The sequence below is a fragment of the Leifsonia xyli subsp. cynodontis genome, assembly GCF_050632205.1.
In the GTDB taxonomy this organism is placed as follows: domain Bacteria; phylum Actinomycetota; class Actinomycetes; order Actinomycetales; family Microbacteriaceae; genus Leifsonia; species Leifsonia xyli_D.
On the sequence record NZ_CP192578.1, the window covers coordinates 37334 to 61787 of the forward strand.

The 24454-nt window shown below is 69.8% G+C and carries 23 protein-coding genes and 1 pseudogene; 10 read left to right on the plus strand and 14 right to left on the minus strand.

Annotation, left to right across the window (positions count from 1 at the left end; genetic code table 11):
* Window positions 1-17 precede the first annotated feature (17 nt).
* Window positions 18-926: a polyphosphate kinase 2 gene (gene ppk2, locus ACQ86M_RS00215; protein ID WP_431220055.1), complete on the minus strand. Its 909-nt coding sequence runs from the start codon at window positions 924-926 to the stop codon at window positions 18-20.
* A 106-nt stretch (window positions 927-1032) separates the two neighbouring features.
* Here ppk2 and ACQ86M_RS00220 point away from each other — a divergent pair, with 106 nt between their 5' ends.
* Complete coding sequence (locus ACQ86M_RS00220; protein WP_431220056.1) at window positions 1033-1311, plus strand: DUF2277 domain-containing protein; 279 nt, start codon at window positions 1033-1035, stop codon at window positions 1309-1311.
* Window positions 1312-1324: 13 nt separating this feature from the next.
* On the opposite strand, the gene ACQ86M_RS00225 is transcribed toward ACQ86M_RS00220, so the two are convergent.
* From ACQ86M_RS00225 to ACQ86M_RS00235, 3 genes are all read right to left on the minus strand, one after another.
* Window positions 1325-1645, minus strand: a complete 321-nt coding sequence (locus tag ACQ86M_RS00225) for an ATP-dependent DNA ligase (protein ID WP_431220057.1) — start codon at window positions 1643-1645, stop codon at window positions 1325-1327.
* A gap of 129 nt (window positions 1646-1774) precedes the next feature.
* A complete protein-coding gene (locus ACQ86M_RS00230) occupies window positions 1775-1921 on the minus strand; it encodes a hypothetical protein (RefSeq protein ID WP_431220058.1) in 147 nt (48 codons plus the stop codon).
* A 51-nt stretch (window positions 1922-1972) separates the two neighbouring features.
* A complete protein-coding gene (locus tag ACQ86M_RS00235; protein WP_431220059.1) occupies window positions 1973-3067 on the minus strand; it encodes a fatty acid desaturase family protein in 1095 nt (364 codons plus the stop codon).
* Between the two features lie 120 nt (window positions 3068-3187).
* Between ACQ86M_RS00235 and ACQ86M_RS00240 the strand changes: the two genes are divergently transcribed.
* Together ACQ86M_RS00240 and ACQ86M_RS00245 are read left to right on the plus strand one after the other, a co-directional pair.
* Window positions 3188-3637: an MSMEG_6728 family protein gene (locus ACQ86M_RS00240; protein WP_431246626.1), complete on the plus strand. Its 450-nt coding sequence runs from the start codon at window positions 3188-3190 to the stop codon at window positions 3635-3637.
* Window positions 3638-3670: 33 nt separating this feature from the next.
* Window positions 3671-4444 carry an SDR family NAD(P)-dependent oxidoreductase gene (locus tag ACQ86M_RS00245; protein WP_431246627.1) on the plus strand — a complete coding sequence of 258 codons (774 nt, stop codon included), beginning with the start codon at window positions 3671-3673 and terminating at the stop codon, window positions 4442-4444.
* Here ACQ86M_RS00245 and ACQ86M_RS00250 read toward each other — a convergent pair.
* Window positions 4413-5867: an APC family permease gene (locus ACQ86M_RS00250; protein ID WP_431246628.1), complete on the minus strand. Its 1455-nt coding sequence runs from the start codon at window positions 5865-5867 to the stop codon at window positions 4413-4415. The two genes, ACQ86M_RS00245 and ACQ86M_RS00250, sit on opposite strands and share 32 nt — an antisense overlap.
* A gap of 191 nt (window positions 5868-6058) precedes the next feature.
* On the opposite strand from ACQ86M_RS00250, the gene ACQ86M_RS00255 reads away from it, so the two are divergent.
* Both ACQ86M_RS00255 and ACQ86M_RS00260 read left to right on the plus strand, forming a co-directional pair.
* On the plus strand, window positions 6059-7420 hold the full coding sequence (locus tag ACQ86M_RS00255) for a flavin monoamine oxidase family protein (protein WP_431246629.1): 1362 nt from the start codon (window positions 6059-6061) through the stop codon (window positions 7418-7420).
* A gap of 148 nt (window positions 7421-7568) precedes the next feature.
* Window positions 7569-7898, plus strand: coding sequence for a hypothetical protein (locus ACQ86M_RS00260; RefSeq protein WP_431246630.1), 330 nt, complete (start codon window positions 7569-7571; stop codon window positions 7896-7898).
* Here ACQ86M_RS00260 and ACQ86M_RS00265 read toward each other — a convergent pair.
* The 6 genes from ACQ86M_RS00265 to ACQ86M_RS00290 all read right to left on the minus strand — a co-directional run bounded on the left by ACQ86M_RS00265 (window position 7895) and on the right by ACQ86M_RS00290 (window position 13303).
* The gene (locus tag ACQ86M_RS00265; RefSeq protein ID WP_431246631.1) at window positions 7895-9856 is read right to left on the minus strand and encodes a potassium transporter Kup; all 1962 of its coding nucleotides are present in this window, start codon (window positions 9854-9856) and stop codon (window positions 7895-7897) included. The genes ACQ86M_RS00260 and ACQ86M_RS00265 overlap by 4 nt on opposite strands.
* A gap of 66 nt (window positions 9857-9922) precedes the next feature.
* Window positions 9923-10126 carry a cold-shock protein gene (locus tag ACQ86M_RS00270; protein WP_064110926.1) on the minus strand — a complete coding sequence of 68 codons (204 nt, stop codon included), beginning with the start codon at window positions 10124-10126 and terminating at the stop codon, window positions 9923-9925.
* Window positions 10127-10179: 53 nt separating this feature from the next.
* Entirely contained in the window at window positions 10180-11067 is an 888-nt protein-coding gene (locus tag ACQ86M_RS00275) for an alpha/beta fold hydrolase (protein ID WP_431246632.1), read from the minus strand.
* On the minus strand, window positions 11064-11774 hold the full coding sequence (locus ACQ86M_RS00280) for a TetR/AcrR family transcriptional regulator (protein WP_431246633.1): 711 nt from the start codon (window positions 11772-11774) through the stop codon (window positions 11064-11066). The genes ACQ86M_RS00275 and ACQ86M_RS00280 overlap by 4 nt, the downstream gene beginning before the upstream one ends.
* Before the next feature lie 54 nt (window positions 11775-11828).
* Window positions 11829-12119 carry a hypothetical protein gene (locus ACQ86M_RS00285; RefSeq protein ID WP_431246634.1) on the minus strand — a complete coding sequence of 97 codons (291 nt, stop codon included), beginning with the start codon at window positions 12117-12119 and terminating at the stop codon, window positions 11829-11831.
* Between the two features lie 155 nt (window positions 12120-12274).
* Window positions 12275-13303 (minus strand): LacI family DNA-binding transcriptional regulator, encoded by a 1029-nt coding sequence (locus ACQ86M_RS00290; protein WP_431246635.1) that lies wholly within the window; start codon window positions 13301-13303, stop codon window positions 12275-12277.
* Window positions 13304-13615: 312 nt separating this feature from the next.
* On the opposite strand from ACQ86M_RS00290, the gene chvE reads away from it, so the two are divergent.
* The 5 genes from chvE to ACQ86M_RS00315 all read left to right on the plus strand — a co-directional run bounded on the left by chvE (window position 13616) and on the right by ACQ86M_RS00315 (window position 20160).
* Complete coding sequence (gene chvE / locus ACQ86M_RS00295) at window positions 13616-14740, plus strand: multiple monosaccharide ABC transporter substrate-binding protein (protein WP_431220067.1); 1125 nt, start codon at window positions 13616-13618, stop codon at window positions 14738-14740.
* Between the two features lie 74 nt (window positions 14741-14814).
* Window positions 14815-16356 (plus strand): multiple monosaccharide ABC transporter ATP-binding protein, encoded by a 1542-nt coding sequence (mmsA, locus tag ACQ86M_RS00300; RefSeq protein ID WP_431220068.1) that lies wholly within the window; start codon window positions 14815-14817, stop codon window positions 16354-16356.
* On the plus strand, window positions 16353-17528 hold the full coding sequence (gene mmsB, locus ACQ86M_RS00305) for a multiple monosaccharide ABC transporter permease (RefSeq protein ID WP_431220069.1): 1176 nt from the start codon (window positions 16353-16355) through the stop codon (window positions 17526-17528). The genes mmsA and mmsB overlap by 4 nt, the downstream gene beginning before the upstream one ends.
* Window positions 17529-17595: 67 nt before the next feature.
* Window positions 17596-18378 (plus strand): isocitrate lyase/PEP mutase family protein, encoded by a 783-nt coding sequence (locus ACQ86M_RS00310; protein WP_431246636.1) that lies wholly within the window; start codon window positions 17596-17598, stop codon window positions 18376-18378.
* A gap of 129 nt (window positions 18379-18507) precedes the next feature.
* On the plus strand, window positions 18508-20160 hold the full coding sequence (locus tag ACQ86M_RS00315; RefSeq protein ID WP_431246637.1) for a thiamine pyrophosphate-binding protein: 1653 nt from the start codon (window positions 18508-18510) through the stop codon (window positions 20158-20160).
* A 382-nt stretch (window positions 20161-20542) separates the two neighbouring features.
* Here the strand turns inward: ACQ86M_RS00315 and araA are convergent, their stop codons facing one another.
* The 3 genes and pseudogenes from araA to ACQ86M_RS00330 all read right to left on the minus strand — a co-directional run bounded on the left by araA (window position 20543) and on the right by ACQ86M_RS00330 (window position 24391).
* A complete protein-coding gene (gene araA / locus ACQ86M_RS00320) occupies window positions 20543-22060 on the minus strand; it encodes an L-arabinose isomerase (protein WP_431246638.1) in 1518 nt (505 codons plus the stop codon).
* Window positions 22060-22764 (minus strand): L-ribulose-5-phosphate 4-epimerase, encoded by a 705-nt coding sequence (locus ACQ86M_RS00325; RefSeq protein ID WP_431246639.1) that lies wholly within the window; start codon window positions 22762-22764, stop codon window positions 22060-22062. The genes araA and ACQ86M_RS00325 overlap by 1 nt, the downstream gene beginning before the upstream one ends.
* A pseudogene (locus tag ACQ86M_RS00330) lies at window positions 22761-24391 on the minus strand (xylulokinase). The gene ACQ86M_RS00325 and the pseudogene ACQ86M_RS00330 overlap by 4 nt, the downstream one beginning before the upstream one ends.
* Window positions 24392-24454 lie beyond the last annotated feature (63 nt).

The following is a 24454-nucleotide window of genomic DNA, read 5'->3' on the forward strand; positions in this document are numbered from 1 at the left end:
GAGACGACGTTACGCCCTCACTCGTCGGCCTCGAGGCTCTTGCCGCGCATCACGATGAGCGGGTCGGGGCGCTTCGCCACCGACGGGTCCTTGCCCTCGTAGTCGAACTGGCCGAGGAAGTAGCGCATCGCGTTGATGCGGGCGCGCTTCTTGTCATTGGAGCGGACGATCGTCCAGGGTGCGTGCCGCTTGTCCGTCCGGCGGAACATCTCCTCCTTGGCGGCCGTGTACTCCTCCCACCTGTCGAGCGAGGCGATGTCCATCGGCGACAGCTTCCACCGGCGCACCGGGTCGAGCTGGCGCATGGCGAAACGGGTGCGCTGCTCGGTGCGCGACACCGAGAACCAGAACTTGGTGAGGTGGATGCCCGAGTCGACGAGCATCTTCTCGAACGCCGGCGCCTGCGCCATGAACGTCTCGTACTCCTCGTCGGTGCAGAAGCCCATGACGCGTTCCACGTTCGCCCGGTTGTACCAGGAGCGGTCGAACATGACGATCTCGCCGGCGGTCGGCAGGTGCTGCACGTACCGCTGGAAATACCACTGGCCGCGCTCGCGGTCGCTGGGCTTCGAGAGCGCGACGACCCGCGAGGTGCGCGGGTTCAGGTGCTCCGTGAACCGCTTGATGGTGCCGCCCTTGCCCGCCGCATCCCGGCCCTCGAAGACGATCACCGCGCGCCGGTCGTTGTCCTCGAGCCAGTACTGGAACTTCAGCAGCTCCACCTGCAGCTGGTACTTCTCGAGCTCGTACTGCTCGCGGCTCATGCGCTCGGAGTACGGATACCCCTCCTGCCAGGTGTAGACCGGGTTGCCCTCGGGGTCGATCAGGTCCGGGTCGGGCGTGTGGCCGCCCTGCACGGTGTACCCCTTCGCCCGCAGGTCCTCGATGTACTCCCGGAGATCGCTCACGGGCAGGTGCTCGGCCATCGTTCCTCCTGGTCGCCGTTCTCGATGCCCGGAGTGTACGCGGCTCGGGTGAACGTGCGGACCCGGCCCTGTCGGAGGCGATGTCGACGGGGTTAGGGTCTGGGACATGTGCCGCAACATCCACACCCTCCACAACTTCGAGCCTGCCGCCACCTCGGAGGAGGTCCACGCGGCTGCCCTGCAGTACGTGCGCAAGATCGCAGGCACGACGAAGCCGTCGAAGGCCAACCAGGAGGCGTTCGACCGGGCCGTGCACGAGATCGCGCACCTCACCCAGCATCTGCTCGACGACCTGGTCGCCACCACCCCGCCGAAGAACCGCGAGGAGGAGGCGGCGAAGGCGCGTGAACGCGCCGTGCGCTCCGGGCGGTACGCGACCGCCTAGTTCTCGTCGCCCGTCAGACCGTCGCCAGCTCCCTCACCGGGGTGCTCTCCTCGCTCTCGACGATCAGCCCACGCGAGCTGTCGGCCGAGTCGGAGAGCAGCGCGAGCCACTCCCTGTTGAGCGCCGGGGTGCGGGATCCGTCGAAGTGGAACCGGATGTTGCTCGCGGGGTGCAGCCAGACGCTGGTGCGGCCGCCGCCGGTCGCGGCGCAGTCCTTCCACGACATGGCGAAGCTCTGTCCGTGGCGAAGCTTGTTGATGATGACGACGTGCAGATGTGCGAGTGTGCGATCGTCGAAGGGGATCTCGTGACCCTCGTGGCTGAAGTAGCCCATGTGTGTTTCCCTCCTCGGTAGTCCGGAAGGGGCAAAGAATCGGTGCCAAACGAGGCTTCACGTCAACCGGAGGGTGTCTCACCAGTGTGACCCTTGCGGGGGTGCAATGGAAGGGTGCTCGGACGATTGTCAGGCATGCAGGAGGGAACGGTCGACGACGGCCGGACCGTCGGCCTCCTCGGCCGCGGTCTCCGCTTCGGCGAGCTCGAAATAGACGCCGAGCACCTCCGGCGCGAGTTCGTGCGGGAGAACGACGGCATACACGGGAACGTCCACGCCCTCATCCTCCTCCATGCAGGGACGAGCGCACCCTCTTGACAGGGACGCTCACGCGCGCCGGAACTGATGCGCGGCCGGGCAGTCGAACGGATCGCGTGCCGCCAGGCCGACCCGGTTGAGGTAGTCGATCACGATCCGGTACGACCGGACCAGCCCGGTCTCGGTGTAGGGGATGCCGTGCGCGGCGCAGTGCTCCCGGACCAGGATGCGCGCGCGGCGCAGGTGCGGGCGGGGCATGCTCGGGAACAGGTGGTGCTCGATCTGGTGGTTGAGGCCGCCCATGAAGATGCTCATGCCGAAGCCGCCGCGGATGTTACGGGAGGTCAGCACCTGCTTGTTGAGGAAGTCGACGCGGGTGCCGGCGGGGATGATCGGCATGCCCTTGTGGTTGGGAGCGAAGGATGCGCCCATGTAGACGCCGAAGACGGCCAGCTGCACGCCGAGGAAGGCGAAGGCCATGCCGACGGGCAGCATCAGGAACACGATCGTCAGGTACACGGACAGCCGCAGACCGATCGCCACGAGTTCACCGGCACGGCGGTCGACGGGGCCGGGCGCGAGCAGCGAGCGGATGGACGTGACGTGGAGGTTGACGCCCTCCAGCATCAGGAGCGGGAAGAACAGGTACCCCTGACGCCGCGTGATGGCGGCCATCAGCCCGCGCTGGCGGGCCGCATCCTCCTCGACGAAGGAGATGGTGTCGAACGCGATGTCCGGGTCCTTGCCGGCGGTGTTCGGGTTGGCGTGGTGGCGGGTGTGCTTCGTCATCCACCACTGGTAGCTCATGCCGACCAGCCAGGTGACGATCAATCGGCCCGCACGGTCGTTGCTGGGTCCGGAGGCGAACACCTGCCGGTGCGACGCCTCGTGACCGAGGAACGCGAGCTGCGTGAGGATGAGCCCCAGCGCCGCGGCGATGAGCAGCTGGAACCAGGAGTCGCCCAGGAGGACGAAGCCGACGCCGGCGCCGACCAGGCCCAGGACGAGTGCCGCGAACATGCCCACGTAGAACCCGCGGCGACGCTCGAGGAGGCCTTCGCCCCGCACGCGTCCCAGCAGCTCGTTGTACGTGCTGGTGACCGGGGGCCGGTCTTCCGTTCGTGCCCGGGTGCGGCGCACCGGGCCGAGGGTAGCTGTCGTCATAGGTTTCCTCCGCTGAGTAGAGCCGACTTCCCAGCCGAGGATGTGGGCGAACGCCCGAGATGTCGCAAGCGTAGGCGGGATTGCTGAGCGTTTGGGGCGAGGTTGCCGACCGCGCGTACGGTGAGCGAAGTGCAGACGTTCCTGCCCTATCCGTCCTTCGCGCAGAGCGTGCGCGTCCTCGACCGCGCGCGCATGGGGAAGCAGCGGGTCGAGGCGCTCCAGGTGCTGCGCGCCATCACCGTCCCGGGGTACGGCTGGCGCCACCACCCGGTCGCGAAGATGTGGCGCGGGTACCTCCCGGCGCTCACCAAGTACGCACTCGAGTCGACGGACGCCTGGATCGAGCTCGGCCACGCCGACACGGTTCGTCCGCAGGTGCTCCTGTTCGCGCCGGAGGTCGAGCACCTCGATCAGGAGGAGCTCGAGCTGCCACCGTGGATCGGCGACCCGGAGTTCCACCGCAGCCACCAGTCGAACCTGGTGCGCAAGGACGCGCAGTTCTACGGGCCGCTGTTCCCCGACGTCGCCGACGACCTGCCGTATGTCTGGCCGGGCGCGACGCGGCCCTAGCCGCATCCGGCCCGCACCCTCTACGCTCCGGCTGTGGACCTTCGACTCTCAGGCAAGCACGCCGTCGTCACCGGAGCCAGCCGAGGCATCGGGCTGGCCATCGTCCGGGCGCTCATCGCCGAGGGCGTGACCGTCACCGCCGTCGCGCGCCGGGCGACGCCCGAGACGGAAGCGCTTGAGGCGGAGGGCCGCTTCCGGTTCCTGGATGCGGACCTGGGAGGCGACGAGGGGATCGCCGCGGTGGCGGAGCGCATCGACGGGCCGGTGGACATCCTGGTCAGCAATGTCGGCTCGGCGCCGCCGCGACCCGGAGGCTTCCCCAGCATCACCGACGAGCAGTGGCAGGCCACGTACCAGCTGAACGCGCTCGCCGCGGTGCGGATCACCCGGGCGCTGTTCGACCGCATCCCGGACGGCGGCGCCATCGTCAACATCGCGTCCGAGAACGCCATCCTCGCCGACCCGCTCGTCATGGACTACAGCGCAGCGAAGGCCGCGCTGCTGAATTTCACCAAGTCCCTCTCGAAGGAGCTCGGGCCGCGCGGCATCCGGGTCAACTCCATCAGCCCGGGTCCCGTCGCGACCGACCTGTGGCTCGGCGCCGGCGGCGTCGCCCAGACAGTCGGCGCGGCGACCGGGGCCGACCCGGCGCAGGTGCGCAAGGGCGCGGAGGCGTCGATGGTGACCGGCCGGTTCACGACCCCGGAGGAGGTTGCGGCGCTCGCCGTCATGCTCGCGAGCCCCGTGCTCGGCAACCTGACCGGCTCGGACGTCGTCATCGACGGAGGGCTTCGGCAGACGATGTGACGGCGCTGGTCAGCGCGCCGCCTCCGACGGCGCCCCCTGGCGCGTGATGATCGCGGCGTCGCCGTCCTCGTCGAGTTTGACGCGGAGCGGCTTGCGGAACGCGCGGGTGATGACGAGCAGCGTGATGATCCCGATCGTGAGCCAGACCAGGCCGTAGGTCAGCGCGTCCAGGTGCAGGTTCGCCCAGAGCACGCCGGTCAGCAGCATCCCGATCGCCGGGAGCACGACGTTCCGGACGATCTGCCTGCCGCCGCGCACCTCCGCTCCTGCGGAGGGCGAAGTGCATGATGACCGTCGCGTTGACGACGGTGAACGCGATGAGCGCGCCGAAGTTGATCATCGACGAGACGAACTCGAGGGTGAAGGCCGCCGCCAGGAGAGAGACGGCGCCCACCAGCAGCACGGCGGTCGCCGGAGTACGGAACCGGGGGTGGATGTACGAGAGCGTGCGCGAGACGCGGCCGCTGCCATTGCGCGCCATGACGTAGATCATGCGCGAGACGCTCGCGTGCGAGGCGAGGCTCGAGGCGACCGCGGCGGCGACGGCCGCCGAGACGAAGAGGATCTGGAACAGCACGCCGCCCGTCTTCATGGCGATCTCCGGCAGGGTGTCGTCGGTGAAGTGGAAGCCCGCCATGGTCGGGAACCGCGACTGGGCGAACCAGGCCGCGATGAAGAAGATGGCGCCGCCGATCATCAGCGCGAGCACGATGGCGCGCGGGACGGTCTTGGTGTCCTTCGCCTCCTCGGTGTACATCGTGATGGCGTCGAACCCGATGAACGAGAAGCAGACGACGGTCGCACCGCCGATCACCGCGCCGAGATGCACGCCCGAGTGGAGGAGCGGCTGCATGCTGAACGGGGTGCCGTTGCCGGCTCCACTGTTCAGAGCCATCCACGTCAGCGCCACGAACACGGCGATCAGCACGATCTGGAAGACGACGAGGATGCCGTTCACCCGCGACGTCGACGACATGCTGAACAGGTTCATCGCCGTGATGACCGCGACGTAGCCGACCACCCAGATCCAGCCGGGCACCTGCGGGAAGAACGACTCGAGGTAGAGCCTCACGATCAGCGCGTTCACCAGCGGCAGCAGCAGGTAGTCGAGCAGCGACGACCAGCCCACGAGGAAGCCGACATTGGGGTGGATGGTCTCCGACGCGTACGTGTACGCCGATCCCGCCGACGGGTACACCCGTGTCATCCTGCCGTAGCTGATCGCCGTGAACACCATGGCGACGAGCGCCACCAGGTACGCGGACGGCACGACGCCGTTCGTCTCGCCGGTCACGATGCCGAACGTGTCGAACACCGTCATGGGGGTCATGTAGCCGAGGCCGAGCCCGACGATCGCCCACAGGCCGAGGGATCGCCGGAGCGAGGCGGATGCGCGGGGCGCGGATGCGGGGGTGCGGGACACGTGAGCTCCTTCGCTGACGTCGGGGTCCGGCCATCCTAAGACCAAGCGGCTGCGAAATCCGAATCGGCGACAACGGATCACATAGCTCAAAAGGCGATTTCGATCAGAATCGAGTCGCGAAAGTGGCATTCGACCGATGAATCCGTTAGTGTGCCCTGCATCCGAACATCCACTCACTGGAGCTGATAGCAATGAGCAGCATCGAACGGGACGTCGTCATCGTCGGCGCTGGAGCCTCCGGCCTCACGGCCGCCACCGAGCTCACCAAGGCCGGCCTCACCGTCGCCGTCCTCGAGGCGCGCGACCGCGTCGGCGGCCGGCTGTGGACCGACGAGATCGACGGCGCCACGCTGGAGATCGGCGGCCAGTGGGTGTCGCCCGATCAGGATGCGCTGATCGACACGCTCGCGGAGCTCGGCCTCGAGACCTACTCGCGCTACCGCGAAGGCATCAACATCTACCTCGGCGAGAACGGCGAGCGCCGCACGTTCGAGGGCGAGATCTTCCCCGTGGCGCCGGCCACCGAGAAGGAGATCGTGGGCCTGATCGAGCGGTTGGATGCGCTGGTCGCCGAGATCGACCCGGACCGCCCGTGGGAGCACCCCCAGGCGAAGGAGCTCGACGAGATCTCGTTCCGCCGCTGGCTGGAGACGCAGACGGACGACGAGGAGGCGCGGCGCAACATCGGCATGTTCATCGCCGGCGCCATGCTCACCAAGCCCGCGCACGCCTTCTCCGCACTCCAGGCGCTGCTGATGGCGGCCAGCGCCGGCAGCTTCTCCAACCTGGTGGATGCGGACTTCATCCTCGACAAGCGCGTCAAGGGCGGCCTGCAGCAGGTGCCGCTGCTGCTCGCCGAGCGCCTGGGCGACGACGTGCACCTGAACGCACCGGTGCGTACGCTGCGCTGGGACGAGACCGGCGTCACCGCGATCGCGGACGGCGTCGAGGTGCGCGCGCGGTTCGCCATCCTCGCCGTGCCGCCCGTGCTGATCGACCGGATCTCGTACGAGCCGCCGCTCCCGCGCCGGCAGCAGCAGCTGCACCAGCACCTGTCGATGGGCTTCGTGATCAAGGTGCACGCCGTCTACGAGACGCCGTTCTGGCGCGACCTCGGCTACAGCGGCACGGCGTTCAGCCCCTACGAGCTGGTGCACGAGGCGTACGACAACAGCTACCACGGCGACCCGCGCGGCACGCTGGTGGGCTTCGTCTCGGACGAGTCGGCGGACGACGTGTTCCGGCTCTCTCCCGAGGAGCGCAAGGCGCGCATCCTGGAGTCGCTCTCGCACTACTACGGCGAGCAGGCGCTCAACCCGGTCGTGTACTACGAGAGCGACTGGGGCAGCGAGGAGTGGACCCGCGGTGCGTACGCGGCGAGCTTCGACATGGGCGGGCTCGCCCGCTACGGCGCCGACCTGCGCACGCCGGTGGGCCCCATCCACTTCTCCTGCAGCGACATGGCGGGCAAGGGCTACCAGCACGTCGACGGCGCGATCCGGGTCGGCCGGGAGACGGCCGCCGCGATCGTAGGGGCGCTCCTCCCGGCCTGAACCACGTCGCCGCGGCGCCGGCTTGCGTCGGAGATTCGGCCTCCCGCCGTTCGAATCTCCCGTCGCACCGCGGTAGGTCGGAGATTCGGCCCCGCTTCTCCTTCGTTCCGCAGCCGATCTCCGACGCGCCGTGACGGACAATCGAGGGATGGAACCCCGCTACTGTCCGAGCCGCAAGGCCGGCCGGCCGTGCACGCGACCGCTCGGTCACCCCGGGCTGCACCGCTACCAGGGCGCGATGTGGTCCGACGCCGGGGCGGATCCGCTCCGCTGCGCGGGGTCGGGCCAGCCGGGCACGCCGGCGGCGACCCTGGATGACGGCTACCCCGGCGGCCGGGCCGCGTGCCCGCACTGCCAGCGCTTCGTCGAACTGGATGCGGCAGGCCGCCTGGTGCCGCACGACACCTCCGACCCGGACGAGACGGACGACGAGATCGCCCGTCGCCGAGCCTGGTTCAACGAGAACGGCTGGCGCTAGATCTCGACGTCGCTGCCCATGGTGACCGTCCGCAGTGCCGGCAGGCCGAAGCGCGCGGCCGGGTCGGCGGCGTTGTGGGCCAGCCCGACGAACAGCGAGCGGCGCCAGCGGACCATGCCCTGCGTGCGCGTGGTGCGGATCGCTCCGCGCGAGATGAAGTACGACGCCTGCTTGAAGTTCGCGGCGTTCAGCGGCAGCGCCCCCTGGCGGCAGGCGGCGCGCAGGGCACGGGGGATGTCGGGCTTGTCCGAGAACCCGAAGCGGATGCTCAGGTGCTCGATGCCGTCGTCCGCATAGCCGAGGTCGTCGTACTCGAACGCCTCCGACGGCGGCACGTGCGGCACCTGCGCCGTCGTGATCGAGACGATGATGACGTGCTCGTGCAGGATGTGGTTGTGCTTCACGTTCGCCCGGAGCGCGAGCGGGGTGGTGTCCTTGTTGGGGTGCGGGAAGATCGCGATGCCGGGCACGCGCGGCAGATTCTTGCGCCGCACCTCCTCGATGAAGTCGGAGAGCGATCCCTCCTTGCGCTTGCGATCCTCCTGCACCAGCTGGCGGCCGCGACGCCACGTGGTCATGATCAGGATGACGACCGCCGCGATCAGCAGCGGCACCCACCCGCCGTTGATGATCTTCGACAGGTTGCCGGCGAGGAACGCGAGCTCGAGTCCGCCGAACGCGATCCCGGCGAGCACGATCTTCCACGGCGCCCAGTGCCAGAGCGGGCGGGCGACGAGGAGCAGCAGGACCGTGTCCACGACGAGCGCGCCGGTCACCGAGATGCCGTAGGCCGTCGACAGCCGGTCGGAGGAGCCGAAGGCGAGCATCACCGTGATGACGCCGAGGAACAGCAGGAAGTTGATGGCGGGCAGGTAGATCTGGCCGCCCTCCTGCTTCGAGGTCTGGCGGATGGTGAGCGGCGGCAGCAGTCCGAGTTGCACCGCCTGCCGCGAGAGTGAGAAGGCTCCGGAGATGACGGCCTGGCTCGCGATGACGGTCGCCATGGTGGCCAGGACGACCATGGGGAGCCGCCCCCACTCCGGGATCAGCAGGAAGAACGGGTTCGCGCGGGCGGCGGGGTCGTGCAGGATGAGGGCCGCCTGCCCGAGGTAGTTGATGGTCAGCGCCGGGAAGACGAGGAAGAACCACGCGCGGCGGATCGGCGAACGGCCGAAGTGGCCCATGTCGGCGTACAGCGCCTCTGCACCGGTGATGACCAGGACGACCGCGCCGAGCGCGATGAACGAGACGGTGGGATGCGCGACGATGAACGTCACGGCGTAGGTGGGGGAGAGGCCCAGCAGGACATCGGGGTGCTGCACGACCATGACCAGTCCAGCCGCGGCGAGCACGGCGAACCACAGCACCATGACGGGCCCGAACAGCACGCCGACCTTGCCGGTGCCGTATCGCTGCACCGCGAACAGCAGGATGAGGATCACGGCGGCGATCGGGATGACCATGTGCGAGATCGCCGGAACGGTCACATGCAGACCTTCGACGGCGGAGAGGACACTGATCGCCGGCGTGATGATCGAGTCGCCGTAGAACAGGGCGACACCGACGATGCCGATGACGAGCAGTGTGCCGGCGCGCGAGGCGTGGCCGGCGTAGAGGCGCTTCGCCAGAGCGGCGAGAGCCATGACGCCGCCTTCGCCGTCGTTGTCGGCGCGCATCAGTACGCCCAGGTACTTGATCGAGACGATGATCGTCACGCTCCAGAACATGAGCGAGATCACGCCGAACACGTCGTCCTGCTGGGCGCGGACGGCGCCGTTATCGAGCAGGAAGACGGTCTTCAGCGCGTAGAGCGGGCTGGTGCCGATGTCGCCGAAGACGACGCCCAGGGCCGCGAGAGCGGCGCCGAGCATCACCTTCTGCCCGCGACCCGAGCCGTGGCTGGTCGCGGTACCGGCCTCCGCAGAGGCCTTCATCGCATCCTCGCGTACATCACCCACGAGCGTCACCGTACTCCGGAGACGCCGTCGGCGCGGGCCCGGCCTGTCGGCCGGGCGCCGGTGCCGTCAGAGAGGGCGGATGTTCGCGGCCTGCGGTCCCTTGGGACCCTGAGCCAGGTCGTACTCGACCTTCTGGTTCTCTTCGAGGTTGCGGAAACCCTGGGAGGCGATCTCGCTGTAGTGGGCGAAGACGTCGGCGCTGCCGTCATCCGGAGCGATGAAGCCGTACCCCTTCTCCGAGTTGAACCACTTGACGGTGCCTTGAGCCATCGTATTCTTCCTTTCACGCCCGATGCAGAAGCCTTTTCGAGCGCCGGACGATCTCATCGTACACGTGCGCGGGCCGCGAGCGCCTGTATGACGTCGGCGACCTCCTCCGGGCTCTCCTCGGCCATGTAGTGTCCCGCGGTCGTCGGCCGGTATTCGAGGTCGTCGGACCAGGCGCCCCAGATGGCCGTCGGATCGAACCCGAGCAGGCTGCCCCAGTCCTGCGAGAGCACTCCGACCGGCATCGCGAGCATGCGCCCGGCGGCCCGGTCTGCGCGATCCAGGTCGAGGTCGACCCCGGAGCTCGCACGGAAGTCTGCGACGATCGAGGGGATGGCGTTCGCCGAGCTCCGGACGTAGTGCTCGCGGACCTCCGGCGTGAACGTCGTCCCGTCCCGGTCCCAGACGTCGAGGAACGACGCGAAGAAGTCGTCGGCGACCGCCGCGATCATCCGCTCCGGGAGCCCGGCCGGCTGGGCCATGAGGTACAGGTGCCAGGCGACCTTCGCATCCACGCCGTGCAGCACGCCCCAGGTGTCGAGGGTGGGCAGCACGTCCAGGATGCCGAGGTAGGCGACGGCATCGGGATGGTCGAGGGCGGCTCGCACGCCGACGAGCGCGCCGCGGTCGTGGCCGATCAGTCCGAACCGCTCGTGGCCCAGCGCGCCGGCGATCGCGATCACGTCGTCTCCCATGGTGCGCTTGGAGTAGGTGTCCGGGCCGTCTTCCGCGGGCTTGCCGCTCTCGCCGTAGCCGCGCAGGTCGGGGACGATCACAGTGTGCTCGCCCGCCAGCAGCCGCGCGACCTCGCGCCACATGTAGTGGGTCTGCGGGAAGCCGTGCAGCAGCACCACGGCCGGGCCTTCGCCGCCGACCGCGACACGGAGAGGCACGCCGCCGCTGCCCGGGATGGTCTGGTAGTCGAAGCCTTCGATTGTGGTCATGAGAGCGGTTCTCCTTGGTCGGTGGGGCCGGTGGGGTCGGTGGGCTCGGTGGGGGAGGGGTGCCCGGAGAAGATGCCGAGCGGGAGAGGTTCGGCCGCGGACTCGACGGCGGCCCGAAGCGCCGGGATGAGGATGGTGTCGACCAGCGCCTCGAGGTAGCGGTCCCCGGTGTCCAGGCCGTTGAGGCGGCGCAGCAGCAGCACGCTGCCGGTGACCTCCTCGAACGGGAACGGGCCCGCGCCCGCCGGGAGTTCGCCGCGGGCGACGGCCGCCTCGATGACGGAGGCCGGCAGCCTTCCGCCGGTCGGGCCGACGCTGCGCTCGATGGCGTCGCCGAGCTCCGGATCCTCGAAGCCGGCTTGCAGTAGCGCGAGGGCGGTGTGCCCGTCGGTGGACTGCATGGTGGTGAGCAACCGGCGGCACAGGGCCAGCAGGTCGCCGCGCAGCGAGCCGGTGTCGATCTCGTCGGGGCCCTCGCGGCGGGCCGGGCCGGCCTTGAGGGCGGCGACGACCATGTCCCGTTTCGTGGTCCAGCGCCGGTACAGCGTCGGTTTGGAGGCGCCGGCGCGCCGGGCGACCTCCTCGAACGTCACGCCGTCATAGCCGCGTTCGCTCAGGAGGGCGTTGACGACCTCGAGGATCTGCGCCTCGCGCGCCCTGTCCCGCGGGCGCCCGGCGCGGGCGCGTGGGTCTTCTAGATACGACACGTACCGTATCGTAACACCCTAACGCCGAGGGATGCGATAGAGCGCGGGTGAACGCTAGGGCGCCACCAGCGGCTCGCCGTCCGCATCCAGGTCGAGGCAGTACTCGGGCGGCCGGTGGTCCCGCAGGTCGCCGAGGACCGACTGCGTGTAGGTGAAGACCACGGAGGACGGCCAGGGTTCCGAGTCGCTGAGCAGGTAGATGTCGAAGGCCTTCATCCCGGCCAGCGAACTCGGTCGCCGGATGCTCGCCGGCGGCACCTCGCGGGGCTCGGAGAACGACAGTTCGAAGTCTCGCCACGGGTGCTGCGGGTGCGCGAATGCGGCTCGCCAGGTGTTTTCGCTCACGGTTCCTCGGGATGGATGGCGCGCGGGCGCCCGGCCCTCGGGCGGCGGCGCCGGTCTCGGGTCCGGCGCCTCCATCGGGACAGGCGTGATCGGTTGTACCACGGGGCGCGCCGCGCGACCGGCTGCGTTACGGGCGGAACGACGCGGAGCGAACATCATGCCCTCCGCGGCGGCGCCGTGCTCTGCCGAACCAGCAGCTGCGGGACGGGGTACTCGGCCGGCAGCGGCGCCTTCTCGCCCTCGATCTGGGCGAGCAGCACGTCGATCGCCTGGGCGCCGAGCCGCCCGAAATCCTGCCGCACGGTCGTCAGCGGCGGCGCGAAGTGCTTGGCCTCGGGGATGTCGTCGAACCCGACGATGCTCAGGTCGCCGGGCACCGACAGCCCGAGATGAGCGGCCGCGTGCATGAGCCCGAGCGCCATCTGGTCGTTGGAGGCGAAGATGGCGGTGAAGTCGGGGTGGCCGAGGATCTTGAGGCCCACCTCGTAGCCGCGGTCGGCCGTCCAGTCGCCGAGCATCGGGGCCGTGACGGGCAGGTCGTGGTCGTTGAGCTCGGCCAGGAAGCCGTTCATCCTGTCCTCGGCCTCGTTCCAGTCCTGGGGTCCGGCGAGGTGCAGGATGCGCGTGTGCCCCAGCTCGATCAGGTGCCGGGTGGCGAGGCGCGCGCCGCCCTCCTGGTCGAAGGCCGCGACCCGGCCGTCGCCGGCGTCCTTCCAGTGCAGGCTCACGAACGGCACGCGGATGGCCACATGCTGCAGCGCCTCGTGGGCACGTTGCTGCGGGGCGATCACCACGACGCCGTCCACGCCCTGCGCGGCGAAGGCGTCGAGGGCCTCGGAGATGGCCGCGTCGTCCTCGCGGGCCAGCGTCGCCGAGAGGATCGCGTAGCCACGGGCGCGAGCGGCCTCGTCGATCGCGGTGGCGGCGGTGAATGGTCCGTAGTGCGAGCGCGCCGACACCAGCAGGCCGATGGTCTTCGACCGCGAGGTGGCGAGGGCGCGGGCGGCGCTGTTCGGCCGCCAGGCGTGCTCCTCGATGACCTTGCGCACCTGCGCCTCGGTGGAGGCCTTGATGTAGCGCTCGCCATTGAGCACCCGGGAGACCGTCTGCCGCGAGACGCCGGCCATCCGGGCGATGTCCCGGATGGAGAGGGCGCGCTGCTCGTCGGGTCCGCGATCGTCCATGCGTCCTGTCTGTCTGCCGGAGCGGCTGCACTGCCGCTGGGGAACATGCTCATCATATTTTTCCGCGAATGACTTGACTGGCGCCGGGTCGGGGTCATAACGTCTAACCCGTTCTGGGACCGGTCACATATATCGCGACGGGGAACAGCATACGACGAGGGAGTCGCTCATGACAGCAGGCGGATCGCACAGAAGCGACGGCCGCTGCACTGCCCCGTCGCAGGCTGGACCACGGTGGCGTGACCGTTCCGAGCTCGGCGAGCCGGCGCGCACTGGGCGCACCGGTCGCCTCCTCGCTCGAAGGGAATCACAGTGAAGTTCAGGAAAGTCGCGCTCGCCGCCACCGCACTCGGCGTCGCAGTCGCACTCGCCGCCTGCTCCGGCGGCCGCGGAGGCGGCACGGACGCCGGCAGCGGAGACAACAAGGGCGCCCTCGTCGGCGTCGCCATGCCCACCAAGGTGTCCGAGCGCTGGATCGCCGACGGCAACGCCGTCAAGTCCGACCTGCAGAAGAACGGCTACAAGGTCGACCTCGAATACGCCAACAACGACATCCCGACCCAGGTGCAGCAGGTCAACACGATGATCACCAAGGGCGCCAAGGTCCTGATCATCGCCTCCATCGACGGCGGGTCGCTGACCGACCAGCTCGACGCGGCGGCCAAGGCCGGCATCAAGGTCATCTCGTACGACCGCCTCCTCACCGGCGACAAGAACGTCGACTACTACGTGTCGTTCGACAACTACAAGGTCGGCGTCTACCAGGCGAACTCGCTGCTCACCGGCCTCGGCGTGCTCGATGCTTCGGGTAAGAAGACCGGCCAGAAGGGCCCGTTCAACATCGAGGTGTTCGCCGGCAGCCCCGACGACAACAACGCGACGTTCTTCTACAACGGCGCGATGGACACCCTGAAGCCGTACATCGCCGATGGGACGCTCGTCGTCAAGAGCGGCCAGACCAACTTCAACCAGGTCGCCATCCTGCGCTGGGACCCGGCAACGGCCAAGGCCCGCATGCAGGACCTCGTCGCCAAGTCGTACTCGACCGGCGCCGCGGTGCAGGGCGTGCTCTCGCCCTACGACGGCCTGTCCGACGGCATCCTGAGCGCCCTCGAGGGCGCCGGCTACGGCCAGGGCGGCAAGAAGCTCCCGGTCATCACCGGCCAGGACGCCGAGGTCGCCAGCGTGAAGCAGATCATCGCGGGCACGCAGTACTCGACCGTCTACAAGGACACCCGCAAGCTGGCCAACGAGGCCGCGAAGATGGCGAACGACCTGCTCTCCGGCAAGAAGCCCGAGGTCAACGACACCAAGAGCTACGACAACAAGGTCAAGGTCGTGCCGAGCTACCTCTTCCAGCCGGTGGTCGTCACCAAGGACAACTACAAGGAGATCCTGGTCGACAGCGGCTACTACAAGGAATCCGACCTCCAGTAAGGCCGGCCGACGGTCCGGGCGGGCGCGCGACGGCGCGTCCGCCCGGACCTCGCACGATTCAGGCAAGGAAGACCATGGCCAACACGATTCTCGAGATGCGCAACATCTCGAAGTCCTTCCCGGGCGTCAAAGCGCTCCAGGATGTCTCGATCAGCGTCGAGGAGGGATCCGTCCACGCGATCTGCGGCGAGAACGGCGCAGGCAAGTCCACGCTGATGAAGGTGCTCTCGGGCGTGTACCCGCACGGCACCTTCGAGGGCGAGATCATCATGAACGGCGAGCCCGTCGAATTCCGGTCGATCAACGACTCGGAGGCGGCCGGCATCGGCATCATCCACCAGGAGCTGGCCCTCTCGCCGTACCTGTCGATCGCCGAGAACATCTACCTCGGCAATGAGCGGCAGAAGCGCGGCTTCATCGACTGGAACGCGACCAACCTCGAGGCCGCCAAGCTGCTCGCCCGCGTCGGCCTGCACGAGAACCCGATCACCAAGATCAAGGACATCGGGGTCGGCAAGCAGCAGCTCGTCGAGATCGCCAAGGCGCTGTCGAAAGAGGTCAAGATCCTCATCCTCGACGAGCCGACCGCGGCGCTGAACGACGACGACTCGGCTCACCTGCTCGACCTGATCCGCCAGCTGCAGTCGCACGGCATCACGGCGATCATCATCAGCCACAAGCTCAACGAGATCAAGGCGATCGCCGACCGGGTGACCATCATCCGCGACGGCCGCACGATCGAGACGCTGGAGATGGGCAAGGACGCCAGCGAGGAGCGCATCATCAAAGGGATGGTGGGCCGGGATGTGGCGAGCCGCTTCCCCGACCACGTGCCGCACATCGGCGAGGAGCTGCTCCGCGTCGAGCACTGGACGGTGCACCATCCGCTCGACCGCACCCGCAAGGTGGTCGACGACGTCAGCTTCACCGTGCGGGCCGGTGAGATCGTCGGCATCGCCGGCCTCATGGGCGCGGGCCGCACCGAGCTCGCGATGAGCATCTTCGGCCGCAGCTACGGCGTGGGGATCAGCGGCCAGGTCTACAAGCGCGGCAAGCCGATCTCGGTCAGCACGGTCTCCAAGGCGATCGACAACGGGCTCGCCTACTCGACCGAGGACCGCAAGCACTTCGGGCTCAACCTGATCGACAACATCCAGCGCAACATCTCCATCGCGGCGCTCGACAAGCTCGTCAACTGGTTCAAGTTCGTGAACGAGCAGCGGGAGTCGCTGGTGGCGGAGGAGTACCGCCGCTCGATGAACATCAAGACGCCGAACGTCCTGGCGCTGACCGGAAAGCTGTCCGGCGGCAACCAGCAGAAGGTCGTGCTGTCGAAGTGGATGTACTCCGACCCCGAGGTGCTCATCCTCGACGAGCCCACCCGCGGCATCGACGTCGGAGCGAAGTACGAGATCTACACGATCATCGACCGGCTCGCCGACCAGGGAAAGGGCATCGTCGTCATCTCCTCGGAGCTGCCCGAACTGCTCGGCATCTGCGACCGCATCTACACGCTCAGCGAGGGCCGGATCACCGCCGACGTGCCGCGCGAGAAGGCGACGGCCGAATACCTCATGCAATTCATGACCAAGGAACGCGAGAAGAACGACGCATGAAACCGATTACGAAAGCCCTCAACTATCTGGCCGGGCAGCTGCGCCAGATCGGGTTGTTCATCACCCTGATCGCCATCGTGGTCTTCTTCCAGATCGCCACGAGCGGGATCACGCTGGCGCCGATCAACGTCTCCAACCTGATCGTGCAGAACAGCTACATCCTGATCCTGGCGATCGGCATGGTGATGGTGATCATCGCCGGCCACATCGACCTGTCGGTCGGCAGCGTGGTGGCGTTCATCGGCGCGATGGCCGGCGTGTTCATCTCGAACTGGCACCTGCCCTGGCCGCTCGCGGTGATCTTCTGCCTGGTGCTCGGCGCCCTGGTCGGCGCCTGGCAGGGGTTCTGGATCGCGTACTTCGGCATCCCGGCGTTCATCGTCACCCTGGCGGGCATGCTCGCGTTCCGCGGCGCGGCGCAGATCGCGCTCGGCAACCAGCAGATCTCGTTCTTCCCGAAGGAGTTCCGCGCGATCGGCTCGGGCTTCCTGCCGGCCTTCGGGTCGACGGGATACGAACCGCTCACGATGATCCTCGGCCTGCTGGCCAGCATCGCGATCCTGTACACGTCGCTCCGCCAGCGCGCGGTGCGCCGCAAGTACGACCTCGAGGACGAGCCGCTGTGGTGGTTCATCATCAAGCTGGTGTTCCTGGTGGCGCTCGTCCTGGTGATGACCCTGCTCCTGGCCAGCTACAACGGAACCCCGATCGTGCTGATCATCCTCGCGGTGCTGGTGGTCGCGTACTCGGCCGTCATGAACCGGTCGGTGTTCGGCCGGCACATCTACGCCATCGGCGGCAACCTGGCTGCGGCGGCGCTCTCGGGCGTGAAGACGAAGCGGGTGACCTTCCTCCTGTTCGTCAACATGGGCGTGCTCTCCGCGGTCGCCGGCCTCGTGTTCACCGCCGGCCTCAACCTGGCGAGCCCCAGCGCGGGCAACGGGTTCGAGCTGGATGCGATCTCGGCCGTCTTCATCGGCGGCGCGGCGGTGACCGGCGGCATCGGAACGGTGACGGGCGCCATCATCGGTGGTCTCATCATCGGCGTGCTCAACAACGGCATGTCCATCCTGGGCATCGACAGCGACTACCAGCTGCTCATCAAGGGCCTGGTGCTGCTGGCGGCCGTGGCGTTCGACGTCTACAACAAGCGCCGCTCCGTCGGTCAGTGAGACTGGCGCCGGCCGGGGCTGCCGCGAGCGCCCCGGCCGGCGCTACCCTTCCGGCGGGAGGACCGCCATGACGTTCCACGAACTGCATCACGCCGATTCGCCACTCCTGCTGCCGAACGCCTGGGACGTGGGCTCGGCGCTGGCCTTCGTCGCGGCCGGGTTCCCCGCCGTGGGGACGACGAGCTTCGGGGTCAACGCCGCGTCGGGGCGTCCGGATGCGGAGGGGGCCAGCCGCGATGCGACCGTCGCGCTCGCCCGCGCGCTGTCCGTGCTTCCGCTCTACGTGACTGCGGACATCGAGGACGGCTTCAGCGACGACCCGGGTGAAGTCGCCGATCTGGTCGCAGGCCTGGGGGCCGACGGCGTCAACCTCGAGGACTCGGCGGGCGGGCGGCTGGTCGACCCGGCCATCCCCGCGGCGAAGATCGCTGCGATCAGGGCCGCGGCGCCGGACGTCTTCGTGAACGCCCGGGTGGATTCGTACTGGTTCCACGAGGACGACACGGTCGATGCCGTCGTGGAGCGTGCGCAGCGGTACGCGGACGCGGGCGCCGATGGGATCTTCGTGCCCGGCGCGAGCGAGCCGGAGACGATCGCAGCGCTGGCGTCGCGCATCCCGCTGCCGCTCAACGTGCTCGTCATCCCCGGGCTCACCCTCGCCGAGCTGTGCGACCTGGGAGTGCGTCGGGTCAGCACGGGGTCGCTGCCGTACCGGGTCGCGATCGATGCGGCCGTCTCGGTGGCCACGGCCGTGCGCGACGGAGGGCCGCTGCCCGCAGCCACCTCGTACGCCGAGTCGCAGCAGCGGCTGCTCGACTTCGCCCGGCTCACGGCGGAGCGCACGCGCTGAGCGGATAACATGGTCGCGTCCGGCGGAACGATCGCCGGTGCTCGGAAAAGGGGCACGAAGCCGGCCGCGGGGCCGCGGCGGCGAGACACATACGGAATCGTCCCTCCGTTCGTCTCGAAAGGCTCCGCCATGCCCTCGGTCTCCGCTCACGTCGCCGCCACCCTCGCCCGCCACATCGACCACGTCTTCGGCGTGATGGGGAACGGGAACGCCTACTTCCTGGACGCGCTCGTGCGGCAGAGCGGAGGCGAGTACTGCGCCATGCGCCACGAGGCGGGTGCGGTGGTCGCCGCCGACGCCTACTACCGCGCCTCCGGACGGCTCGCCGCCGCGACGGCCACCTACGGCGCCGGCTTCACGAACACGCTGACCGCGCTGGCGGAGGCCGTGCAGGCGCACATCCCGCTCATCCTGGTGGTCGGCGACGAGCCGACATCCGGCCCGCGGCCGTGGGACGTGGACCAGATCGCGCTCGCCGCCGCCGTGGGCGCCCGGACGTACACCGTCGGGCGGGCGGATGCCGCCGCGACCACCGCCATCGCCGTGGAGCACGCGCTGACGTATCGCGTGCCGACCGTCATCGCGATCCCGTACGACGTGGCCACGCGCGACGCGGGGCCCGTGCCGGAGGCTCCGGAGCCCGTCCTCCCCGCTCCCGTCGTGGCGGCCGACCCCTTCTCGCGCGGCGCCGTGGCGGCGGCGGCCGGAGCGCTCGCCGGGGCGTCCCGTCCGCTGCTCCTCGCCGGGCGCGGCGCCTGGCTGGCGGGTGCGGGTGAGGCCCTCGGAGCGCTGGCGGAGGCGACCGGCGCACTCACCGCATCCACCGCCCTCGGACGCGGAGTGTTCCCGGATGAGCGGTACGACCTCGGGGTGACCGGCGGCTTCGGCGCGGAAGGCGCGATGGAGCTGATCCGCTCCGCCGACGTCGCCGTGGTGTTCGGCGCCTCGCTCAACCAGTTCACGATGCGGTTCGGCGAGCTGTTCGCGCCGGGCACCCGCGTCATCCAGGTGGACACCCGCCCTGCCGCCACCCACCCGCACGTCGGGTCGTACCTGCGCGGCGACGCCCGGCTGGTGGCGGAGGCGCTCGTCGGCGAGCTGGCCGCGGCCGGCGGGACGCCCTCGGGCTGGCGCGAGTCGCTCGACCTGGCGCCCGTCCGCGAGCGGCCCCACGGCGACGGCCTCGCGCCGGACGGACGCCTCGACCCGCGGTCCGCCGCCGCCCGCATCGCGGAGCTGCTGCCGCAGGACCGCGTGGTCGTCTCCGACGGAGGGCACTTCATCGGCTGGGCGAACATGTACTGGCCGGTCGCCTCGCCCGACCGGATGATCATGGTCGGGACGGCGTACCAGTCGATCGGCCTCGGCTGGCCGAGCGTGCCCGGCGCCGCGCTCGCGCATCCCCAGTCCACCATCGTGCTGACCACCGGCGACGGCGGCGGACTCATGGCGCTGGCCGACCTCGAGTCGGCGGTCCGCGTCGCCGGCGGACGCGGTCTCGCGGTCGTCTGGAACGACGCCGCCTACGGGGCGGAGGTCAACCTGTACGGGCTGAAGGGTCTGGCGGAGGGGCCGATGCGGATCCCCGAGGTGGACTTCGCGGCGCTCGGCCGGGCGGTCGGGGCGGAGGGCGTCGTCGTCCGGACGCCGGAGGACCTCTCGGCGCTCGAGGAGTGGACGGCGCGGCCGGTCGCGTCCCGCCCCTTCCTGGTGCTCGACCTACGCATCTCGGGCGAGGTGATCGCGCCGTACCAGCAGGAGATCATCCGCGTGAACTCCTGACGCCTCGCTTCGTGCGCCCGCCCGTCCGTCCGTCCGTTCTCGTCGAGCGGTGAGTAGACGCGCGAATCCGCGCCGAGTGGCGACATCTGCTCACCACTCGGCGGAGGTGGCCCTCCGTGCCGGCGGCCGGGTCGGCCGTCTGGGGTCGGCCGCCCGCGGGGCGCCCCGCCTGCGTCGGCAGTCGCCGACTGGTGAGCGGATGCGCGAATCGCCGCCGAGTGGCGACATCTGCTCACCACTCGCGCGGGATTCGCGCGTCTACTCACCGCTCGGCGGGAGGCGGGGCGGGGCGAGGGAAGGGGGCGAGGACGGAGGACGGAAGGGCGCGCGGGGGAGAGGTCCTGGCCGCCGGCACCGATGACAACCGGCGGCCAGGAGGTCGTCACAGCCCGCGGGCGAGGCGGTAGTAGGCGGCGTTCCAGTCGAGCTCGCGCTGGACGTCGCGCAGGGTCGTCGACTCGTCGATGATCAGCAGCTCGGTGCGGGCGATGCGCGCGAAGTCCGCGAACGCCTCCACGCCGACCGCCGTGCTCATGACCGTGTGGTGCGCGGCGCCCGCCTCGAGCCACGCGGTGGCCGACGTCGTGAAGTCGGGGGCCGGTTTCCACACCGCGCGGCCGACGGGCAGCTTCGGCAGCGGGGCGGTCGGCTCGACGACCTCGACGACGTTCGCCACCAGGCGGAAGCGGTCGCGCATGTCCGACAGCGCCACCACGACCGCGGGGCCGGGGTCGGCGGTGAAGACCAGGCGCACCGGGTCGTCCTTGCCGCCGATGCCGAGCGGGTGCACCTCGAGGGTCGGACGAGCGCTGGTCAGCGAGGGAGCGACCTCGAGCATGTGCGCCCCGAGGATGCGCTCGTCGCCGGGCGTGAGATCGTACGTGTAGTCCTCCATGAGGGAGGCGCCGCCCGGCAGGCCCGAGCCCATGACGTTGGCCGCGCGCACCAGGATCGCGGTCTTCCAGTCGCCCTCGGCGCCGAAGCCGTAGCCCTCGGCCATCAGCCGCTGGACCGCGAGGCCCGGGAGCTGCTTGAGCGCGCCGAGGTCTTCGAAGCTGGTGGTGAACGCGCCGAAGCCGCCCTCCTCGAGGAACGACCGCAGGCCCAGTTCGATCGCGGCGCCGTCGCGCAGCGACTGGTGACGCTCGCCGCCTCGACGGAGCTCGGGGACGACGTCGTAGAGCTCCTCGTACTCGGCGACCAGTGCATCCACGTCGGCGTCCGCGGCGGCGGCGACCGCGTCGGCCAGCTCGTTGACGCCCCACGTGTTGACCTGCACGCCGAAGACCAGCTCGGCCTCGGTCTTGTCGCCCTCGGTGACCGCGACGTAGCGCATGTTGTCGCCGAACCGGGCGAGCTTGAGCGAGCGGGTGGCCGCCCAGCCGGCGGCCGCGCGCATCCACGTGCCGATCCGGGAGGTGACGGCCGGGTTGCTGACGTGGCCGACGACGGTGGTGCGCGGCACGCTGAGCCGCGTCTGGATGTAGCCGAACTCGCGGTCGCCGTGCGCGGCCTGGTTGAGGTTCATGAAGTCGAAGTCGATCTCGCCCCACGGCAGCTCGACGTTCGCCTGGGTGTGGAAGTGCAGCAGCGGCTTCTGCAGCGCGTCGAGGCCGCCGATCCACATCTTCGCGGGGCTGAAGGTGTGCATCCACGCCACGAGTCCGATGACCGCGTCGTCGGCGTTGGCCTCGAGCATGATGCGGCGGATGGCGTCGGAGTCGGTCAGGACGGGCTTCCACACGACGCGGACGGGCACGTCGGAGGAGGCGCCGAGCTGGTCGGCGATGGCGCGAGACTGGTCGGCGACCTGCGCGAGCGTCTCGGGGCCGTACAGGTGCTGGCTGCCGGTGAGGAACCAGACCTCGTAACCATCGAGGGAGGTGGTGAGCTTCGGCATCAGGAGAGGGATCCTTCCGGCTTCTGTCCGTAGACGTTCTGGTAGCGGTCGAAGAGGCGGTCGATGGCCTCGGCGGGGATGGGGACGAGCGGGCCTCCCTGGCGGGCGAGGTGGACGGTGCGGGCCACGTCCTCCGCCATGACGGCGGCCTTGACGGCGTCGCGCGCATCCCGGCCGATGGTGAAGACGCCGTGGTTCTGCATGAGGACGGCACGGCTGCGGTGCCCGGTGAGCGTCGCGACGATGCCGCGGCCGATGGAGTCGTCGCCGATGATCGCGAACGGTCCGACCGGGATCTCGCCGCCGAACTCGTCGGCCATGGCCGTGATCACGCACGGGATCGCCTCCGCGCGGGCCGCCCAGGCGGTCGCATAGGTGGAGTGCGTGTGCACGACGCCGCCGACCTCGGGCATGTTCCGGTAGACGTAGGCGTGCGCCGCGGTGTCGGACGACGGCGACCGGCCGGAGCCGATCGAGCCGGGCACGACCTCCCCGTCGAGGGTGCACAGGATCATGTTCTCCGGCGCCAGGTCGTCGTAGTCGACGCCGCTCGGCTTGATCACGAAGAGGTCCTCGCCGGGGACGCGTCCGGAGACGTTGCCGCCGGTCCACACCACCAGTCCGTAGCGCACCAGCTCTGCGTGCAGGGCCGCTACCCGCTCACGCAGGGCGCGCACCGCCGGGGTCTCGAGGTCGCTGGTCATGCGGAGGCTCCTTTCACGGGGAGGGCGTCGATCGCGGCCCGCTCGACCGCGAGGCCCGATTGGTACCGCTCGAGGAAGCGGGCGAACCCCGCCACGTCGTCGGGGTGTGCGGTGGTCGTCTCGAACGCGAATCCGCCGAAGACGCGGTGGCGGAGATACGTGTCGAGGCCGGCGTCGGCGGATGCGCCGTCGGAAGCCCCCAGGTAGGCGGCCAGCACGGCGATGCCCCACGCACCGCCCTCGGAGGCGGTGTCGGCGACGGAGACGGGCGCATCGAGCGCTCCGGCCAGGAAGCGCTGGGCGACGCCGGCCGTGCGGAACATGCCGCCGTGCGCGAACATCCGGTCGAGCGCCACGCCCTCGTCGCTCAGGACGCGCATCCCGAGCGCCAGGGTGCCGAAGACGCTGTAGAGCTGGGCGCGCACGAAGTTCGCCAGGGTGAGCCTGCTGTCCGGCGTGCGGACGACGAGCGGCCGGCCCTCGGCGAGACCGGCGATCGGCTCTCCGGCGAGGTGGTTGAAGGCGAGCAGGCCGCCCGCGTCGGCGTCGCCGCCGAGCGCCTCGCGGAACAGGGTCTCGTAGACGGCGTCCGTCGCGAGGGGGATCCGGAGGCCTCGGCGAACCGGGCGAACAGCCCGGCCCAGCCGGCGAGCTCGCTGGCGCCGTTGTTGCAGTGCACCATGGCGACCAGGTCGCCCGCGGGCGTGGTGACGAGGTCGAGCTCGTGGTGCACGGACCGCAGCGGATGCTCGAGCACCACCATGGCGAAGATGCTGGTGCCGGCGGAGACGTTGCCGGTGCGCGGCGCCACGGAGGCGGTGGCGACCATCCCGGTTCCGGCGTCGCCCTCGGGCGGACAGAACGGGACGCCCGGCTGCAGCGCGCCGGTCGGGTCGAGCAGGGCCGCACCCTCGGCCGTGAGCTCGCCGGCCGGCTGGCCGGCGACGAGCACCTCGGGCAGCAGCGCCGGGAGGTCGATGCCGCGCGCGCTCTCGAGCCCGGCGTACCGGCTGAGGAGGTCGGCGTCGTACGTCTTCGTGGCCGGGTCGATCGGGAACATCCCCGAGGCGTCGCCCACGCCGAGCACCCGCCGCCCGGTGAGCGCGGCGTGCACGTATCCCGCCAGCGTGGTGAACGAATCCAGCCGCGGGATGTGCGCCTCGCCGTCGATCACGGCCTGGTGCAGGTGGGCGATGGACCAGCGCAGCGGGATGTTGACCCCGAGCGCCTCCGTCAGCTCCGCCGCCGCCGGCCCGGTGTTGGTGTTGCGCCAGGTGCGGAACGGGACCAGCAGCTCGCCGTCGGCGTCGAACGGCAGGTAGCCGTGCATCATGGCCGAGACGCCGATGGCGCCGAAGGTCGTGGGCCAGATGCCGTGGCGCCGCTCCGCGTCGGAGACCAGGTCGGCGTAGGCGGACTGCAGCCCGGTCCAGACGGCGTCGAGCGGGTAGGTCCACAGGCCGTCGACGTACTGGTTCTCCCACTCGTGGCTGCCGACGGCGAGCACCGTGGCGGGGTCGTCCGCATCCACCAGGCAGGCCTTGATGCGGGTCGAGCCGAGCTCGATGCCGAGGGCGGTGCGCGCGGCGGCGATGGTGTCGCGGTGGCGCTGATCCGGCGCGGTCATGCTGGTCCTCACATCCTTGTGACCGGTCACATTACGCTGACGAGCATACGCGACCGCCCCGCC